The sequence below is a fragment of the Natrinema hispanicum genome (assembly GCF_900111485.1).
Taxonomy (GTDB): Archaea; Halobacteriota; Halobacteria; order Halobacteriales; family Natrialbaceae; genus Natrinema; species Natrinema hispanicum_A.
Map to the genome: position 1 here is coordinate 71,384 of NZ_FOIC01000003.1, position 17,092 is coordinate 88,475.

Consider the following 17,092-nt stretch of genomic DNA (forward strand, 5'->3'; position numbering starts at 1 on the left):
GTGGGTTGCCAGCACCTAGAGTGTGATCTGTTTATTACCAATATTTAACCAGTAAACAGTGGAAGTTGCTTCTATGATTCGGCGAAACTATCTCGCTGCCAGTGGGTTACTGACAGTCGGCATTGCGGGGTGTACGAGGGTGAGAGGGGAGACACAACTCACGGCTGACGATGTAGTTGCTGACGATTCGAGCGCCACGCTGCCATTTGAGACCGATGGCGAAGACGTACTGAGTATTCAGCTCCAGAAACAGTTCCTCGACGGCGAGAAGCGCGAATACTATCCATTCTACGTTTCTTCGTGGCAACGAGACGGAGTCCGGTTAGACTCGCTCCGACTCGAATTTCGCTCTCCGCCGTACACGAGTGGCTTCTCACCGGCCGGGATCTCCCTTCAAGCAGACGCCCACGCACACAAAGCGACGCTCTCTCGAGATGAAGACGATCCATCGACAACCATCTTAAACGTCCTCGAGACGACCGACATCGGCCATGGGAGCGTGGTCGTTCAGTTGCTCCTGTCTGCAGATCACACACAAGACCCACAAAAACTCTGGATCGGGGCCGAAGCCACACTCTCATCCGACAGTCTTCTTGGAGCCGACTACCGTGCGACTGGTGACGTTACTGTCGAATTTCCCTGACAGGCGACAGATTATTCATCCGCGTCTACCGTCGCTCTTAGACACCGCGTTCGCGGTAACTACGGATGCGAACCCACGGCTCATTTTGGCCCAACCATTTACTGTATGGATATTGGCTGCAAATCTGTGAACCAGTCAACTGATTGGGAGACCATGATGACTGTCCTCGCCGACCGGAGCCGTCGTCGTTTATTAATGAACCTAATCGAACACAATCCACAAGAAGAGAGGGTGAATATCCCAGAGGGCGTTCAGATTGGTGAAGAGGAATTAGAAGTCTTACAAACAGAGTTTGTCCATAACCATCTTCCAAAATTGGAGGAAGAGGGGTATATTAGGTGGAAAAGAGACTCGCACGAAGTAGTCAAAGGTCCCAAATTTGACGAGATTCGGCCCTTACTTGAATTAATCTCTAACCACCGGAATGAACTTCCAGACGGGTGGATTTGACCGTGATTAGATCTAGCCAATAACACCCACTCTTATTTTCAACCGATAATATCCAATCCGATACGCTTGCTCTTCTGGTGCGAACCTACGATGAGTACACCTGTATACTAACGTCCCGTATTCATATAAAATAGTATACCTTACGCAACTTCTGTTGAAATATGACCTTTGTAACGGCTCTGTTGAATCGCTGTAAGGCGGTGGGTTTCACTGTTTGATGGCACGCTTGATGTTGTAGACGACACACATCAGGGTGGCTTCACGGAACTCTCGATACCAGGTACGCGCTCGCACGGCGTAGCCGAGCGAGCGCTTGACGGCTGAGTTGACGGTTTCGGTCATTGACCGCTGAGCATACCGATCTTCATCAATACGAGCGTTGTGCGCGTGATCGTACGGCGCGAAGATCCGGTGTTTGATCAGCGGTCGAATGTCGAGTTCACGGAGTCGTTCTCGGAGTTGTTGCTTGTCATAGCCTTTGTCAGCAGCAAGCGACCGCAGATCGCCCGCATTCCGGCGGGCGATCTGCTCACAAAGATCCGCGTCACTGCCTTCTAATGTCGTCGAACAGTGAAGGTCGAGTACAGCCTGCGTTGCTGTATCGACGAGCTTTGTGACTTTGAGCGTCTGGACGCGATAATTCGTTCGCTGGCAGTAGTGGCGGCTCGCACGATCTCGTTCGTAGAATGTTGCGTCGATAGCAGCGTGTTCGGATGGATCGTGTAGCTGCGCCGACTGGCGCAGCAACACTCGACAGACGCTCATGCTGATCCGATCGAACGCCTTACACAACGTGGATGGCGAGGGGAGATCGGCCGCGCTGAGGCCGATCTCCCCGGTTATTTGTGGCATCTCCTTGAGCAGGTCAATCGTCATTCGGTAGGACGCATCGAGGTAAATCCGCAGACAGTGCAGGGAAACAAGGGCATAGTCGGCGAATCCGCCGCCACCTTCCGGGGCGGCGGATTCGTCTCCATCGCCAGTAACGTTTTGAGCAATCGGCACAACTGCCTCAATGAAGCGGGAGATTTGGGTCATGGACAACTCGACTCTTCCGCTTCAACTCCTTTGATTTAGCGACCTATCCCGACGCCGTCTAGTGATTCAACACAGCCTTTGTAACACAGTGTGTGAATGAGCACTGCGTTTATCATGCGAGTCGTTGCTTCTGCTACTGTGAGAATATGGCGTTGCCCATAATTGGCCGGATCATAGATTTCTTTACTAAGTCAGAGTCATCGGTGGAGAGTCAAAAGCCGAATTCTGACAAGAGTTCCTCTACTGACCTCTATACGTGCTCAGACTGTAAGATCACATACATTAAGAATGACATGGTCGTGTGTCCGAAATGCGGTGAAACCGTTGAACAGACCCCATCATTCGCTGATTTAGGTATCGATCCCAAGAGAAAACCGAAATCTCAGTAAAGAAGTAACCGCCACGGCAGCTACTTGCTCTGTACTTACTGCTAACCCGAGATCGCCAGTCCGATCCTCTCCGATTTCTCGGACACCGCGCTCGTGGTAACGACAGCTGCGTACTATCCGAACAGGATATGAAATGTTGAATTTCATAAGGGATTTAATATTGAGTGACAACAACGGAATATGGGTGTTGCCACCCTCCAAGAAAAGACTCCACGGGCGACTGTCCCCATAATTATCGTGCTTTTTGTTAGCAGCCTCTTGTACGCCGTACTCACATCGACAGCGCTGTTTGCATTGCTCGTCTTTTGGGGTGGGCTATTCTCGATCGGAATCGGGCTCGTTGCTGTCTCTCTGCTTTACCGGCTTGTACTGGCAGTCGAACGTATCGCGGACAGTCAATAAAATACCTAAAAACGCTCCTTCAACCGATACTTCGGATCAAAATGAACTTATCCCTGTCTTAATCGAAGACCCAAGAAAAGCTGATAAGTGTGTGTTTTCCCATGAAATGCAACAGGTGGTGAGCTACATACAAAGTTGGTCCTTGCTCTCGAGGATTCTTACGTCCATCCAGGAGACGCTCAATAACTCGCTTGTACTTATTGCTAACTCGAAATTATCTGTCCGATCCTATGCGAGTTCTTGAATATCTATCTCCGATCCGTGAGTAGCTCTCGAACATAGACATTCACCGTGAATACCAACTGAGGACTGTCAGACTTACCAACATTGCCAAAGAAGGCGAACAGACGATGCCAATTGCAGTCGATAGATAGACCATGTTACTCGCGACGTTTCAGCTGGAAACAAGCGCCATTTCTCTCGAGGAGACCTTCGAACGGTTACCAAACCTTGAAATTGAGGCCGAGCAGATCGCTGCTCACAGCACCAAATGGACGATGCCCTGTCTCTGGATGACCAATGTCGAGCAGTCACGCATCAATAATGCACTGATGAAGGATCCGTCAGTCGATTCCATCGTTGAGGATAAGGGATTCGAAGACGAGTGCTTTTATCAGGTTCAGTGGAGCGACAATGTGGAAGACCGAATTGATGCCTATCTTGGGACAGGAGGAACGATTCTTCACGCAGAAGCTACCGCTGATGGATGGCGAGTGCGGATTCGGTTTGGGACTCGCGATCAGTTCGACGTATTTCGCGAGAGAATGGCTGATCGAGGGTGTGAATACACACTGATAGGATTGAGCCAACCAAATGAGCCTCGTCATATGGGCGGACAGTTGACTGCAGCCCAGCGCGAGGCCCTCAGCGCAGCCAAAGAACATGGCTACTACGAGGTTCCGCGCAAGGTCTCGACTCGAGACCTCGCAGACGAACTTGATATGTCCCATCAAAACCTCTCAGAGTTGCTTCGACGAGCGACCAGTAAACTCATCGACGAAACACTCACTATATCAGCCGGTAGGAAGGAGTAGACATCCAACTCACCGATCCCTATTTAAAAAGGTGCCAGGGAAAGCCCTACCCTCATCATCCTAACCTGTCTATAAAACAGTAATGAACACGGATGCTGACCAAATCACGATTGACGCCACGTCAAGCCCCAGCGAATCGATTGTTATGGAAATCGCCAAGCGAGATAATACAAGTCCATTTGAGATGCAGCCGCTGTATGAGGTGATTGATCCAGAGGCGCTTGATACACTCTTCAAAAGAGGAATGAAAGGAGATGTGATGTTTGAATACGCTGGATATGAGGTAACTGTCACCGGGAGTACCTCTAATGAGATACTACTGTCTGGAGCAGATGGCGAATGAGTGAGACAAGCGGAGCACAGCTACGCTGTGAGGTTTGTGGGTGGAAAATATCGATTGACGAGGATACCGACTCAACAGACGCAAGTTGTTTGGCTATCGACCATTTTCTGAAAACAGATCATACACCCATTAGAAAACAGAATTTGACTGTAGTATAGGGCCCAATTCGTGACTACAACGCTCAGTTTGTTCCGGTTTCTCACGTCTCAGCTTCCCGAAAGTCATTTGGGTTGATTACGGACACCCCCCCACGTCCCCGTATCCATCCGTGTCACCCGCACTGGCTGATCCTTCACGTTGCCCTCGTCGTCGACCAATCCAAGCGCCCGAAGCTCGCTTTTCGGGAGCACAACACCGCCCGACGTACGACCAACCTGTGTCAACTGATGGATCAGCATGGCTACGTTTTCAACTGATGCTGAATCTGTTTAACCAGTGGTCTCACCAGTACGAGACGGTGATATTCCCGAACACAATCACTTGCTCGAGCGACCCATCTGAGCATGGGTGCAGACAACCTGATACCGATTGACAAGAAGCTTCCCGACGAGGTCTACCATGACCGGAATCTCCTCGCGATCACCTTCGCGAGGGCAATGTGACTGAGCGGAGAGCTCGAACTGTCAAAACAGAGGCATGGACTCGCCGGGACTGAGCAAACGCGAAGCGATTGCGATGTACGGCGAGTCCACGACTGAACGAGCGAAGTGACGCGAAGAAGTGGACTCGCCGGGATTTGAACCCGGGGCCTCTTCCTTGCGAAGGAAGCGATCTGCCACTGATCTACGAGCCCTCGCACGTTCCTATCCGTGGTTTCTATTTGAGGCTTGTGTTTCGGAGCCGACTCGAGACAGCGAACCATGGTGGCCACTCAAGACAATTGCACATCGCAGTGCGCCGCGAGTGGTTACGAACCGACGGCAAGCACGCGAGCGCGGCCGGCGAGTGCACCGACCAGAAAGCCGGCGAAGTGAGCGAGCACGGCGACGCCGGGTGAGGCGGTCGCAAGCGTGAGCGCGACTGCGAGCCCGACGAACACGAGCGCCGACAGCCAGTTCGGGACGTCGACGAGCGAGGCGAGGCCGCTCGAGAGCCGGTTCGACGCGACGAGATAGCCCAGGAGTGCGAAGACGGCACCGCTGGCACCGAGGACGCCGGCTGTTGGCGCGACGGGGACGATTGGGAGCGCGGCAAGCGTCCCCGTCAGAACGAGCTGGGCGACGCCGGCGATCGCGCCGGCGATCGCAAAGAAGACGTGAAAGCGAAGCCGCGTGGTCGCCCGCGCGACCGGCCAGCCGAAGACGAGCAAGGCGAGGCTGTTCGAGAGCAGGTGGCCGAAACCGCTGTGGGCGTAGACGCTCGTGACGATCGTCCACGGGTTGGTCGCCAGCGGCGGCGCGAGGACGAACAGCGTGCCCATCACGCCTGCAAAGGCCGTGAGTCCCTGGACGACGAAAACGAGCACGAAGACGACGAGGAGCTCGAGGATCGGACTCGGGCTCCCCGCCGCAGCGGGTGGCTGCTCGCCAGCGCTGGGAGTGGACCGGCGGGGAGTCGAGGACTGCGTTCGGGACCGCGAGCGCCGTACCATACGAACGAATACATCCCGAGCGCCAAAAGGCTCCGTCCTTGCCGAGAGGGGGACCATCATGGCTTAGTACAACCGCGGAATACGATATCGTATGCGAACACCAGCACCCGAGAGCCGGCCGGTCGCGCTGACGATCGCCGGCAGCGACTCCGGTGGCGGCGCGGGCATCCAGGCTGATCTCGCGACGATGGCCGCCCACGGTGTTTTCGGGACATCGGCGATCACCGCCGTCACGGCCCAGAACACCCGCGGCGTCGCGTCCTCGCACGTCCTGCCGGTCGACGAAGTCGACGCACAACTCGAGGCGGTCACCGACGACTTCGCAGTCGGCGCGGCGAAGACGGGGATGCTCGCGACGACCGAGGTCATCGAGACCGTCGCCGACCACGCACAGAGCTTCGACTTCCCGCTGGTGGTCGACCCCGTCATGGTCGCGACCTCCGGCGACCGACTGCTCGAGCCCGAAGCCGAGCGCGCCTACGAGGACCTGCTGAGCGCGGCGACGGTGGCGACGCCCAACGCCGACGAGGCCGAGGTGCTGACCGACGTCGCCGTCACCGACGAAGAGACTGCCCACGAGGCCGGCGAAGCCATCCTCGAGACGGGCGTCGACGCGGTCCTGATCAAGGGTGGCCACGTCCCTGGCGAGCAGGTACGGGATACGCTCGTCACTGCCGACACCGTCCGGACGTTCGAACACCCACGCGTCGCCACCGATGCGACGCATGGCTCCGGCTGTACGCTCGCCGCGGCGATCGCGGCCCGCCTGGCGAAGGGAGAAGCCCTCGAGCCCGCGGTCGGCGGTGCGACGGACTTCCTCGCGCGTGCGGTACGCTACTACTACGACGTGGGCAAGGGCCACGGCGCGGTCAACCACATGGCCGCGCTGCGAAACGAAGCGGCCCGGGAACCCACTGCCGAGATGGTTCAGGCGGTCGTCGATCGGTTCGTCGACGCCGACGTGTCGGCGCTGGTTCCCGAGGTGGGCATGAACGTCGTCGGCGCGACGCCGTATGCCGACTCCGTCGCCGAGACGGCCGCCGTCGAGGGCCGGATCACCCGCACCCTCTCGGGGGTCCACCCTAACCGCGGTGTCCGATTCGGGGCCTCGAGCCACGTCGCTCGCTTCCTCCTCTCTGCGCGGGAGTTCTTCCCGGATCTCCGCTTTGCGGTCAACTGCCGGTTCGACGCGGACGTCGAGGCAGCACTCGAGACCCTCGGATGGCCGGTCGCCGAGTACGATCGGAGCCAACAGCCCGACGCAGTCGCGGAGATCGAGGACAGCACGATGGGCTGGGGTGCCCGACAGGCCTTCGAGGACCGTGACGAGCCGCCTGCTGCCATCATCGACCGCGGGGAGATCGGCAAGGAGGCGATCGTGAAACTCGTCGCTGCCGACCCCGAGACGCTCGCCGAGCAGGTGCTGGCACTCGACGAGGCGGTCTCCGAATGAGCGCGACCGACCTCGACGTCGGCGTCATTCTGCCCCAATACGGAACCGACGCCGACACGGTTCGAGAGACGGCACTCGAGGCCGAACGGCTGGGCTACAACGCGGTCTGGCTCGAGGACCACTTCCAGTCGTGGATCGGCGACCCGCGGCGGGCAACCCAGGAGTGTTGGACGACCCTGAGTGCCGTCGCCGAGGCGACCGACCGGATCCGGCTGGGAACCCTCGTGACGAGCCAATCCTATCGCCATCCGGCCCTGCTTGCGAAGATGGCAGCGACGGTCGATCAGATCAGTGACGGGCGGCTCGACCTCGGTCTGGGCGGCGGCTGGTACGAGGACGAGTACGACCGCTTTGGCTACGAGTTCCGCGAGCCGCCGGCCGAACGCCTGCGCCGGCTCGCCGAAACCGTCGAGATCCTCCAGGGGCTGTGGACCAACGACACCTACAGCCACGAGGGCACACATCTCGACGTCGATCTCGAGGCGGCCTTCTGTGAACCCCAACCCGTCCAAGACCCTCATCCACCGATCTGGATCGGTGGCGGCGGCGAGCAGTTCACGCTACGATACACCGCCGAACTGGCCGACGGCTGGAACTTCGGAACCCTCGAGCCCGACGGCTTCGCCGAGAAACTCGACGTGCTCCGGGACCACTGCGAAAGCGAGACCCGGTACGACGAAATCCGTAAATCCGCCGAGTTGTTCGTCTTCGTCGGCGAGACGACCGCCGCGGCCGAACGAAAGCGCGAGCAGTTCCAACAGGCGGTCCTCGCTGGTGAGCCCAGCGAGCCCCGTGAGTTTTTCCTCGCGGGCTATCTCGAGACGGCACCTACGGGAACGCCAGCGGCGGTCCGCGACCGGCTCGCAGACTACGCCGACGTCGGCATCGAGGAAGTCATGCTCGCGGTTCCGGACGCGGCCGCCGATGAAGACGAGAGCCTCGAGTTGCTGGCCAACGAGCTCGCCGACTAAGAACCGATCCGGATCGGGTGAGACCGACATGCCGTGTTCAGATGCCCGCACTTGACAGCAGAGCTATACGGCAGGCGTGAGACGCCCCTGATATGAGTGATCAATCGTCGGTCGGTGGGACCAACGTCGAGGGAGAGTCACCACAGATCGAGCCGACGATCGAGACCGACGAGGCGACGATCACCGACGACGCCGAACTCGAGCGGACGCTCGGGTTGACTGGCGGCCTCGCCATCGGGATCGGGACGATGATCGGCGCGGGAATCTTCGTGTTCCCGGGACTGGCGGCTGGCCGGGCCGGCCCCGCCGCGGCGGGATCGTTTGCGATCGGCGCGCTGGTTGCCCTACTGGTCGCACTGCCGGCTTCCGAACTCGCGACGGCGATGCCCAAAAGCGGCGGTGGGTACTACTATATTTCGCGTGGGCTGGGGACGCTGCCCGGTGCCGTTGTCGGGCTGTCGCTGTGGTTTGGTCTGGTGTTCGCGACGGCGTTTTATCTCGTCGGCTTCGGCTACTACGCCGTCGACACGCTCGCGGAACTCGGTGTCACGGTCGGTGACGGACTCGTTATCCCGCTGGCGCTGCTGTTCGGGGCGGGCTTTACGGTGTTGAACATCACCGGAACGGAAAACGCGGCGAAACTTCAGAACGGGATCGTCGCGTTGTTGCTCTCGATACTGGCCGTCTTCCTCGGGTACGGCGGCCTCGACGCGGTGGGACTCATCGGTGATCCGTCCACGCCCGAACAGTTTGCCCCGTTCGGGGCGATGCCGGTGTTGACGACCGCGGCGCTCGTGTTCACCTCGTATCTGGGCTTCGCGCAGGTGGCGACCGTCGCCGGCGAGATGCGCGATCCGGGGCGGAACCTGCCGCTGGCGATGGTCGGCTCCGTGCTCATCGTCGGCGTCCTCTACGTTGCGGCGATCTTCGTCTCGACCAGCGCGTTCGGCAGCGAGCGGCTCGCGACGTTCGGCGAGACGGCGATGGTCGAGGTGGGCCGCCACTACTTCGGCTCGATCGGCGCGGTCGCGATCGTCTTCGGCGGCCTGCTCGCGACGATGTCAAGTGCCAACGCGTCGGTACTCAGCACGTCGCGAGCGATCTACGCGGTCTCGAAAGACGCCCTGTTGCCGCGGCGAGCGAGTCATATCAATCTCCGGTACGGCACCCCACACGTCGCGCTGGGGATGGCCGGCGGGCCGATCCTCGCCCTGGTCGCGACCGGGCGCGTGGAACTGCTCGCGGAGGTCGCGTCGTTTCTCCACCTGATCACGTACGGACTGCTCTGCGTGGCGTTGCTCGCACTACGGCGCGCCGACCCGGCATGGTACGACCCCGACTTCCGTGTCCCCGGCTATCCCATCGTCCCGGTACTCGGCGCGCTCGCCAGTTTCGCCCTTCTCGCGTTCATGCAACCAGTGTCACAGCTCGTCGGCATTGCCATTATGCTCGTAACCGCCGGCTGGTACGCCTACTACGGCCGTGACGTGAGGCTCAAGGGGGCGATCGAATGACGCGCGTCCTCGTTCCCCTGGCGATCCTCGAGGGCGAATCGGTCTCGACCGGCCTCCCGACGCTGCTTGCGACGATGGACGTAACCGTGCTTGGCTATCACGTCCTGCCAGAACAGACGCCGCCGGATCAGGCACGACTGCAGTACGAGGACAGAGCGACTGGGGCGCTTGTCGATCTCGAGGCGGCGTTCGACGCCGCTGGCGGGAGCGCCGACCACCGCCTCGTGTTCACCCACGATCGCGACCGAACGGTCGAGCGGATCGCCGACGACACGGCCGCCGATGCCTACGCCATCACCGGCACGACCGGGCCAGTCGATCGTCTGCTCGTGACGCTGACCGGCGACGTCGCCGTCGACCGGCTCACCAGCTTCGTCACGGAACTGATCGGCGACCGTGAAATCGGCGTCACACTCCTGCTCGCGACTGACGACGAACCCCGCGGGCGGACTGTCCTCGAGCGGGCTGTCGCCTCCCTCGCCGAGCACGGCATCGACATCGAACCCGAGCTTGCGGTCGACGAGCCGCCACTCGAGGCGCTGCTTGCGGCCGCAGCCGGCCACGACGCGATCGTCATGGGCGAGCAGGCACCGTCGCTACGGTCGTTCCTCCTCGGTGAAGACGCCGAACGGATCGCAGCCGAGTCTGTCGGGCCGGTCCTCGTCGTCCGCGAGCACCGCAACGAGACCGAAGTCGAGTGAGGGCAGCGGGCAGTCGTCGCCTGCGTGTTAGCTGTCGGTCGGGAGTTCGACGACGAACACAGCGCCACGAGGCTCGTTGTCCTCGACGTGGACGCTGCCGCCGTAGGTGTCGACGAGCGTCTCGACGAGATAAAGCCCGAGTCCCGTCCCGGCACTCTCCCCGCCTTTCGTTCCTTTGGCGAAGATCTCGTCTTTCTGCTCGTCTGAGACACCTGGCCCGTTGTCGGCGACGCGAACGACGACAGTTTCGTCGCGCTCGCTCGCGGAGACTGTCACGGTGGGTACCTCCCGGTCGTTGTGTTGGACGGCGTTAGTCAGCAGGTTCCGAAAGATCGAGTGGAGCATGTCGTCGGCGACGACCGTCGTCTGCGGAATCGTCCCGTCGACGGTGACTGCGGCGTTTGCATACTCCGAGCGTACCCGCTCGAGTTCGCTCTCGAGGGTGTGTCGAAGGTCGACGCGGGTCCGGTTTTCGTCCGTCGAGAGCATCACGTCGGACATGTCGCGTGCCGTCTGGGTCAACTCGACGGCATGATCGGCGCTCTCGTGGATCGTCTCGAGGTAGTCGCGTCCCGCGTCGTCGACGTGGTCGCGGAGGAAGTCCGCGTAGGCGGTGACGAGTTGGAGGTCGTTGCGGATATCGTGGCGCAGCATTTGGTTCAGCACGTCGAGGTCGTCGCGCTGTTCTTTCAGCCGCTGTTCGTACTGCTTGCGCTCCGTGATATCCTGGATCACGCCGTCGAAGACGGTCGTGCCGTCGACCTCCCGGGCGATCGCCGTGACGGCACCCCAGAGTGGCTCGTCATGAAGCGTCGTCAACTCGAGTTCCGCTTCCGTCACGACGCCTCGCTCGCACAGACGCTCGCTAAAGGCGGCACGTTCGTCGGGATCGGCGTACAGCTCACAGACGGGCTGCTCGCGAAGGTGGGCCGTCGAGTCCGCATCGAAGATGTCTGCCATCGCGTCGTTGACGAGGCGAAACCGACCTTCGGAGCCGGGCGTGTTCTGATAGACGCCAATTGGGAGGTTCTCGACGAGGCGCTCGTAGCGCTCGAGTCGCCGTTCGCGTGCTTTGCGCTCGGTGATGTCCTGGACGACCTTGTGGACGTGTTCGGAACCCGACTCGTCGACCGTGAGAGAAGCCGTAATCACCACGTCGATCGGGTCACCCGCAACCGGCTCGAGTGTCACTTCGTGTGTGACGGCGTCGTCGGCGGCGGTCCGAAGTGATTCGACGAGATCCATCCGCGCGTCCGGATTCGCGTAGAAGTCAGCGACACGACGATCCTGCAGTTGGTCGGGGGAGTCGACGCCCAAAAGCGACGCAAGGGCCGGGTTGGCATACTCGAAGGTCCCATCGGGCGAGGGCTCGGTCCGAAACACGCCGCTGGGGACGGTCTCTAACAGGTGATCGGCGAGCTCGAGCGCCTGTCTGCTCTGTTTTCGTTCCGTGATGTCCTCCTGGAACCCGATGTAGTGTGTGACCGTCCCATCGTCGTCGCGAACCGGGGCGATCGTGACGCGATTCCAAAACGGCGTGCCGTCCTTACGATAGTTTTTGAGTTCGACCGTGACCGGTTCGGCGGCTGCGATCGCCCCACGCATCTCGGCGACCGGCTCGGTTCGTGTCTCCGGCCCCTGTAAGAACCGACAGTTTCGCCCGACGGCCTCGGAAGCCGAATACCCGGTGAGTTCCTCGAACATCTCGTTGGTATAGATCATCGGGTTGTCCGGCTGGCTGGGATCGCTGATCGTAATCCCGATCGGTGCGGCGTCGATCGCCCGCGATTTCAACTCGCGGTCGACCGCATCATCAGACCGGTCAGCCTCGTCTGTGGCCGCCGTGAGCCGGGCGAGGATGTAGCGCTCGCCGTCGATCGAAACCGGTGACAGCTGGACATCGAACGGAGCCACCGTCTGCTGGCCGGTTCGGAGCACCCACGTCCGAGTGGCGTCGTCGTCTCGCTCGAGCGGCGGCACCGGCTCGTCCCCCGGTCCCTGAACCCCGTCTATGAGCGCCGTTACGTCGCGGTCGAGGAGGTCCGCGCGCTCATGGCCGACTATCTCACAGGCCCGAGCGTTGCACTCGCGGATCCGATTCGTTTCTGGATCGACGATCACGAGCGCGTCAGGGGCTTCGTCGAACACCGTCTCGTATGCCGACGCCGACAGACGCATGCCGAGGGCCATGGACGCACCCGAGTTAACCGTTGTGCGTCTCGCCCCCGGCCGGGAATCGACCGGCTGCTGGTGGCGCGCCGCTGCTCTGTTAGCCGTCCTCGGTGGGTGCTGTCGCCTCGTCGGCTTCGGGCTCGAGGTACTCGCCGCGAATCACGACCACTGGATCGACCGTCCGCCGCGCCAGCCGTTTCGCTCGATCCCGAAAGATCGCCCGACGGATCGACGGCCGACTTTCGCCGGCGACGAGGAGGTCGTGGTCGGCCGACGCCTCGACGATCGCCGCCGTCGGCGAGTCGTCGACGACGACTGTGCTGTCGATCCGATCGTCGTCGACGCCTGCAGCGACCAGCTCCGATCGAGCCGTCTCGAGCAGGGCCGTTCCTGCCGCTTTCTGCACGTCGTCGGGCGCGACGTGAAAGAGCGTCAGCTCGAGGGTCGTGTCGGCGAGGATCGTCGCGAGCAGCCGGGCGATGTGATCGACGTTGACATCGCCCCGGAGTGCGACGAGTACCGTCTCGAGGATGGGTGCTGGATTGAGTATCAACACGGCGTCGCAGGCGTCCTCGACGGCGACACGCTCGAACGTTTGCAACCGGTCGTGGGTAAACACCAGTCGCGAGGTGACGTCACAGCCGGCGTCCTCGAAAACCGTCCGTAGTTCCTCGAGGTCGGCTCGTGCGCGATCGCCGTACTCGTCGCGTGCCTGCTCCGGGCTGGTCTGGTCCGGGATTTCGCGATAGCCAAGCAAGACAACCGGAATTGACGCGAACGCGTCGACGATCGTTTCCGGAACGGACTCACCCTCGAGAACGTCGACCGGAATGAGAACGCGGTGATCGCGAGGCGCGGACATGAAATGTTGTCTACTACCCTACCACGGTAAGCGATATATACCCCCTGTCGACCGTCGTCTCTCGAGAAGTGATCGCGATCGTACCAATCGAACCGATTGATACACTGACGCAGAACTGGCGTGCGATCAGGTGTGCACTCAGTTTGTCGGCGTCAAGCTCGAGGGCGGCGACGTGATCGACGCCAACCCGTTCTCGGAACCGGCATGTGGTGGGGTGACACCATTTTCACTATCACGAGTCCGTTCAAGCGGCTTAACAACCTAATAAGTATACTGAGCCACCGCGAACGAACGACGTGGCGAGGCGGACCGGATTCGGTCGTTCCCCCCTACCGAACCCGTCCGATCATCCGAGACATCGCCGAACCCTCGCCACCGATCGGGGCACGTCCCAACGTCTAGTGACACCCTCACGCTCCGATCGCCCATCCACCGCACACGGACCCGGCAGGGGGTGTTCGGGTCCGTGTCGGTTTCGGCAACTGGTTTCGAAACGCATGTTCGACCCGAAGCTGACTCCCTGCGAACGCCGTTGCGATCGATCCGATCCAGCGTCACCGCGATCACTTTCACCGCGGATCCCGCAGGGTTTTTGAGATGGAACGATACGCATCCAGTATGACTGAGGCGACGGGGATCGTCGGAGAGTTTTTCTCCCTCAAAGAGGGGACCGACGCCGATCTACTGGCGATGCAGTGTGGTGACTTCTACGAGTTCTTCGGCGAGGACGCCGAACGTGTTAGCGAGGAACTCGATCTCAAGGTCTCCCAGAAGTCCTCCCATGGATCATCGTATCCGATGGCCGGCGTGCCGATCGACGACCTCACGCCCTACCTCAAGGCCCTCGTCGAACGTGGCTACCGGGTCGCCGTCGCCGACCAGTACGAGACCGACTCCGGCCACGCTCGCGAGATCGTCCGCGTCGTGACGCCTGGGACTTTGCTCGAGACCAGCGATGCCGATGCCCAGTACCTCGCGGCGGTCGTCGACGGCAACGGTGCCAGTGGCTCGAGCGGGAGCGGAGACGGGTACGGCCTTGCCTTTGCGGACGTGACGACCGGCCGGTTTCTCGTCGCCGAGGCCGACGACGCCGACGACGCACTGACGGAACTCTACCGGTTCGATCCGGTCGAGGTCCTGCCGGGGCCGGACGTGCGAACCGACGACGACCTCCTCGGGCGGGTACGCGAACGCAGCGATGCAACCCTCACACTCCACGAGACGGAGGCGTTCGCGCCCAAGCGTGCAGCCCATCAGGTGCGCGAACAGTTCGGCACCGAAACCGTCGACCGACTGGCCGTCGACGAACCAGCCATCGCCGCCGCCGGGGCCGTCCTTGCGTACGTCGCGGACACCGGTGCGGGCGTGCTGGCCTCGATGACCCGCATCCAGGCCCACCACGGCGACGATCACGTCACGCTGGATGCGACCACCCAGCGCAACCTCGAGTTGACCGAGACGATGCAAGGCGAGCGCGACGGCTCGTTGTTCGCGACGATCGATCACACCGAGACCAGTGCCGGCGGTCGCCTGCTGAAAGAGTGGCTTCAGCGTCCCCGTCGGTCGCTCACGACCTTAGAGCAACGTCAGGAATCCGTGGCCGCGCTGTCGACGGCGGCGCTGGCTCGCGACGAGCTACAGGATGCGCTCGGCGAGGCCTACGATCTGGCGCGACTCGCCTCGAAGGCGACCCACGGTAGCGCCGACGCACGGGATCTGCTTGCGGTCCAGGAGACGCTCGCGGTCCTGCCTGCGCTGGCCGAAATCGTCGCATCGAACCCAGATCTGGCCGACTCCCCGCTCTCCGAGATCGTCGCCCGACCGGATCGTGCGGCCGCTGCCGAGCTTCGAGAGACGCTCGAGGAAGCCATCGCCGAGGATCCGCCGTCGACGGTCACGCAAGGCGAACTCCTCCAGCAGGGATACGACGACGACCTCGACGAGGTCATCGAGCGCCACGACGCCGTCAAAGAGTGGCTCGACACGCTCGCCGACCGCGAGAAAGCCCAGCACGGCCTCTCGCACGTCACTGTCGACCGGAACAAGACCGACGGCTACTACATCCAGGTCGGCAAGTCCGCCGCCGATGGCGTCCCGGATCACTACGAGCAGATCAAGACGCTGAAAAACTCCAAACGGTTTACAACCGACGAACTCGAGGCAAAAGAGCGCGAAATCCTCAGACTCGAGGAACAACGCGGCGAACTCGAGTACGAGCTGTTCTGCGAGCTTCGCGAGTCGGTCGCTTCCCATGCCGAACTGCTCCAGGATGTCGGCCGGGCGCTGGCGACCGTCGACGCACTCGCAAGTCTGGCAACCCACGCTGCCGAGAACCGCTGGGTCCAGCCCGACCTCCACCAGGGCGATCGCCTCGAGATCGATCAAGGACGCCACCCAGTCGTCGAGCAGACGACTGAGTTCGTCCCCAACGACGTGCGACTCGACGAGGATCGGGGCTTTCTGGTCGTCACCGGCCCTAACATGTCGGGCAAGTCGACGTACATGCGCCAGGTCGCGTGTATCGTCTTGCTCGCCCAGATCGGCAGTTTCGTCCCGGCAAAGGAGGCTGAAATCGGGCTGGTCGACGGCATCTTCACCCGTGTCGGTGCGCTGGACGAACTCGCACAGGGGCGCTCGACGTTCATGGTCGAGATGAGCGAACTCTCGAACATTCTCCATACCGCGACCGAGGAGTCGCTGGTCATCCTCGATGAGGTCGGCCGCGGGACCGCGACCTACGACGGAATCTCGATCGCGTGGGCCGCGACAGAGTACCTGCACAACGAGGTCCAGGCCAAGACCCTCTTTGCGACCCACTACCACGAGCTGACTGGGCTGGCGGAGAACCTCCCGCGCGTCGCCAACGTCCACGTCGCAGCCGACGAACGCGACGGCGATGTGACGTTCCTCCGAACGGTTCGGGACGGCCCCACGGACCGCAGCTACGGGATCCACGTCGCCGACCTCGCAGGGGTGCCCGATCCCGTCGTCGACCGCGCTCGAGACGTCTTAGAGCGTCTGCGCGAGGAGAAAGCCATCGAAGCCAAAGGTGGCGGCTCGAGCGAACCAGTCCAGGCGGTTTTCGATCTGGGCAGCGGAACCATGCAGACACAGGGGCAGGCTGCATCGACCGACGGCGGGCCGACGGAGGCAGACGTTGGAGGGGCGCTCGATCCCGACACCGAGGCCGTTCTCGAAGACCTTGAGTCGATCGACGTGAATACGACACCGCCGATCGAACTCGTCTCGAAGGTCCAAGAGTTACAAGAGCGACTCGAGGACTGACTGGCGTTAGACGCGGCGCTCGAGTGCGTCGAAAACAGCCGTGTACGTCCACAGATACGAGAACACCAGCGCCAGCACAAGAAGTGGAAGTGTATAGAGCAGTTGCGTGTACGGATCAGGTGGTGAGACGAGTCCCGCTATGAGGTTCGCAACGGCGCTCGAGACGATCAGCGTCACCAAAAATCGCCCCAGCGTATGCAAATCCATAGCGAAACTACTTAGAAAAGATTTATATCCGTTGTGA

General features: G+C 61.1%; 14 protein-coding genes and 1 tRNA gene. 9 read left to right on the top strand and 6 right to left on the bottom strand.

All coding sequences use genetic code 11. The features are described from left to right. The first annotated feature begins 73 nt into the window (after positions 1 to 73). Both BSG09_RS03800 and BSG09_RS03805 read left to right on the top strand, forming a co-directional pair. Positions 74 to 643: a hypothetical protein gene (locus BSG09_RS03800; RefSeq protein WP_139246181.1), complete on the top strand. Its 570-nt coding sequence runs from the start codon at positions 74 to 76 to the stop codon at positions 641 to 643. Between the two features lie 195 nt (positions 644 to 838). Next, positions 839 to 1,093: a transcriptional regulator gene (locus tag BSG09_RS03805; RefSeq protein WP_223174682.1), complete on the top strand. Its 255-nt coding sequence runs from the start codon at positions 839 to 841 to the stop codon at positions 1,091 to 1,093. 207 nt (positions 1,094 to 1,300) lie between these two features. Here BSG09_RS03805 and BSG09_RS03810 read toward each other — a convergent pair whose 3' ends face one another. Further along, positions 1,301 to 2,131 carry an IS5 family transposase gene (locus BSG09_RS03810; RefSeq protein ID WP_092930347.1) on the bottom strand — a complete coding sequence of 277 codons (831 nt, stop codon included), beginning with the start codon at positions 2,129 to 2,131 and terminating at the stop codon, positions 1,301 to 1,303. Positions 2,132 to 3,299: 1,168 nt separating this feature from the next. Here BSG09_RS03810 and BSG09_RS03820 point away from each other — a divergent pair. Next, positions 3,300 to 3,956 carry a helix-turn-helix domain-containing protein gene (locus BSG09_RS03820; protein ID WP_092930350.1) on the top strand — a complete coding sequence of 219 codons (657 nt, stop codon included), beginning with the start codon at positions 3,300 to 3,302 and terminating at the stop codon, positions 3,954 to 3,956. Positions 3,957 to 4,038: 82 nt separating this feature from the next. After that, positions 4,039 to 4,299: a HalOD1 output domain-containing protein gene (locus BSG09_RS03825; protein WP_092930352.1), complete on the top strand. Its 261-nt coding sequence runs from the start codon at positions 4,039 to 4,041 to the stop codon at positions 4,297 to 4,299. Positions 4,300 to 5,020: 721 nt separating this feature from the next. Here the strand turns inward: BSG09_RS03825 and BSG09_RS03835 are convergent. Next, positions 5,021 to 5,092, bottom strand: a tRNA-Ala gene (locus tag BSG09_RS03835). 114 nt (positions 5,093 to 5,206) lie between these two features. Next, a complete protein-coding gene (locus BSG09_RS03840) occupies positions 5,207 to 5,890 on the bottom strand; it encodes a rhomboid family intramembrane serine protease (RefSeq protein WP_092930354.1) in 684 nt (227 codons plus the stop codon). Positions 5,891 to 5,981: 91 nt separating this feature from the next. Between BSG09_RS03840 and thiD the strand changes: the two genes are divergently transcribed. The 4 genes from thiD (at position 5,982) to BSG09_RS03860 (ending at position 10,529) form a co-directional block, all read left to right on the top strand. Continuing rightward, positions 5,982 to 7,343, top strand: coding sequence for a bifunctional hydroxymethylpyrimidine kinase/phosphomethylpyrimidine kinase (gene thiD / locus BSG09_RS03845; protein WP_092930356.1), 1,362 nt, complete (start codon positions 5,982 to 5,984; stop codon positions 7,341 to 7,343). Then, entirely contained in the window at positions 7,340 to 8,314 is a 975-nt protein-coding gene (locus BSG09_RS03850; RefSeq protein WP_092930358.1) for a TIGR03560 family F420-dependent LLM class oxidoreductase, read from the top strand. The genes thiD and BSG09_RS03850 overlap by 4 nt, the downstream gene beginning before the upstream one ends. 92 nt (positions 8,315 to 8,406) lie before the next feature. Next, positions 8,407 to 9,828 carry an APC family permease gene (locus BSG09_RS03855; RefSeq protein ID WP_092930361.1) on the top strand — a complete coding sequence of 474 codons (1,422 nt, stop codon included), beginning with the start codon at positions 8,407 to 8,409 and terminating at the stop codon, positions 9,826 to 9,828. Next, positions 9,825 to 10,529, top strand: coding sequence for a universal stress protein (locus tag BSG09_RS03860; protein WP_092930363.1), 705 nt, complete (start codon positions 9,825 to 9,827; stop codon positions 10,527 to 10,529). Before BSG09_RS03855 ends, BSG09_RS03860 begins: the two co-directional genes overlap by 4 nt. 27 nt (positions 10,530 to 10,556) lie before the next feature. On the opposite strand, the gene BSG09_RS03865 is transcribed toward BSG09_RS03860, so the two are convergent. Together BSG09_RS03865 and BSG09_RS03870 are read right to left on the bottom strand one after the other, a co-directional pair. Continuing rightward, positions 10,557 to 12,707, bottom strand: coding sequence for a PAS domain-containing protein (locus tag BSG09_RS03865; protein ID WP_175542134.1), 2,151 nt, complete (start codon positions 12,705 to 12,707; stop codon positions 10,557 to 10,559). 91 nt (positions 12,708 to 12,798) lie between these two features. Continuing rightward, positions 12,799 to 13,563: a universal stress protein gene (locus tag BSG09_RS03870; protein ID WP_092930367.1), complete on the bottom strand. Its 765-nt coding sequence runs from the start codon at positions 13,561 to 13,563 to the stop codon at positions 12,799 to 12,801. A 618-nt stretch (positions 13,564 to 14,181) separates the two neighbouring features. On the opposite strand from BSG09_RS03870, the gene mutS reads away from it, so the two are divergent. Further along, positions 14,182 to 16,848, top strand: coding sequence for a DNA mismatch repair protein MutS (gene mutS / locus BSG09_RS03875; protein WP_092930369.1), 2,667 nt, complete (start codon positions 14,182 to 14,184; stop codon positions 16,846 to 16,848). A gap of 6 nt (positions 16,849 to 16,854) precedes the next feature. Here mutS and BSG09_RS03880 read toward each other — a convergent pair whose 3' ends face one another. Further along, entirely contained in the window at positions 16,855 to 17,055 is a 201-nt protein-coding gene (locus BSG09_RS03880) for a DUF7534 family protein (RefSeq protein WP_092930371.1), read from the bottom strand. Positions 17,056 to 17,092 lie beyond the last annotated feature (37 nt).

Excerpts from the sequence above, each read along its gene's own strand:
- mutS (WP_092930369.1), top strand. The coding sequence starts at position 14,182 with ATGACTGAGGCGACGGGGATCGTCGGAGAGTTTTTCTCCCTCAAAGAG.
- BSG09_RS03865 (WP_175542134.1), bottom strand. The coding sequence starts at position 12,707 with ATGCGTCTGTCGGCGTCGGCATACGAGACGGTGTTCGACGAAGCCCCT.
- BSG09_RS03870 (WP_092930367.1), bottom strand. The coding sequence starts at position 13,563 with ATGTCCGCGCCTCGCGATCACCGCGTTCTCATTCCGGTCGACGTTCTC.
- BSG09_RS03860 (WP_092930363.1), top strand. The coding sequence starts at position 9,825 with ATGACGCGCGTCCTCGTTCCCCTGGCGATCCTCGAGGGCGAATCGGTC.
- BSG09_RS03880 (WP_092930371.1), bottom strand. The coding sequence starts at position 17,055 with ATGGATTTGCATACGCTGGGGCGATTTTTGGTGACGCTGATCGTCTCG.
- BSG09_RS03800 (WP_139246181.1), top strand. The coding sequence starts at position 74 with ATGATTCGGCGAAACTATCTCGCTGCCAGTGGGTTACTGACAGTCGGC.
- BSG09_RS03805 (WP_223174682.1), top strand. The coding sequence starts at position 839 with ATGAACCTAATCGAACACAATCCACAAGAAGAGAGGGTGAATATCCCA.
- BSG09_RS03820 (WP_092930350.1), top strand. The coding sequence starts at position 3,300 with ATGTTACTCGCGACGTTTCAGCTGGAAACAAGCGCCATTTCTCTCGAG.
- thiD (WP_092930356.1), top strand. The coding sequence starts at position 5,982 with ATGCGAACACCAGCACCCGAGAGCCGGCCGGTCGCGCTGACGATCGCC.
- BSG09_RS03825 (WP_092930352.1), top strand. The coding sequence starts at position 4,039 with ATGAACACGGATGCTGACCAAATCACGATTGACGCCACGTCAAGCCCC.
- BSG09_RS03840 (WP_092930354.1), bottom strand. The coding sequence starts at position 5,890 with ATGGTACGGCGCTCGCGGTCCCGAACGCAGTCCTCGACTCCCCGCCGG.
- BSG09_RS03810 (WP_092930347.1), bottom strand. The coding sequence starts at position 2,131 with ATGACCCAAATCTCCCGCTTCATTGAGGCAGTTGTGCCGATTGCTCAA.
- BSG09_RS03850 (WP_092930358.1), top strand. The coding sequence starts at position 7,340 with ATGAGCGCGACCGACCTCGACGTCGGCGTCATTCTGCCCCAATACGGA.
- BSG09_RS03855 (WP_092930361.1), top strand. The coding sequence starts at position 8,407 with ATGAGTGATCAATCGTCGGTCGGTGGGACCAACGTCGAGGGAGAGTCA.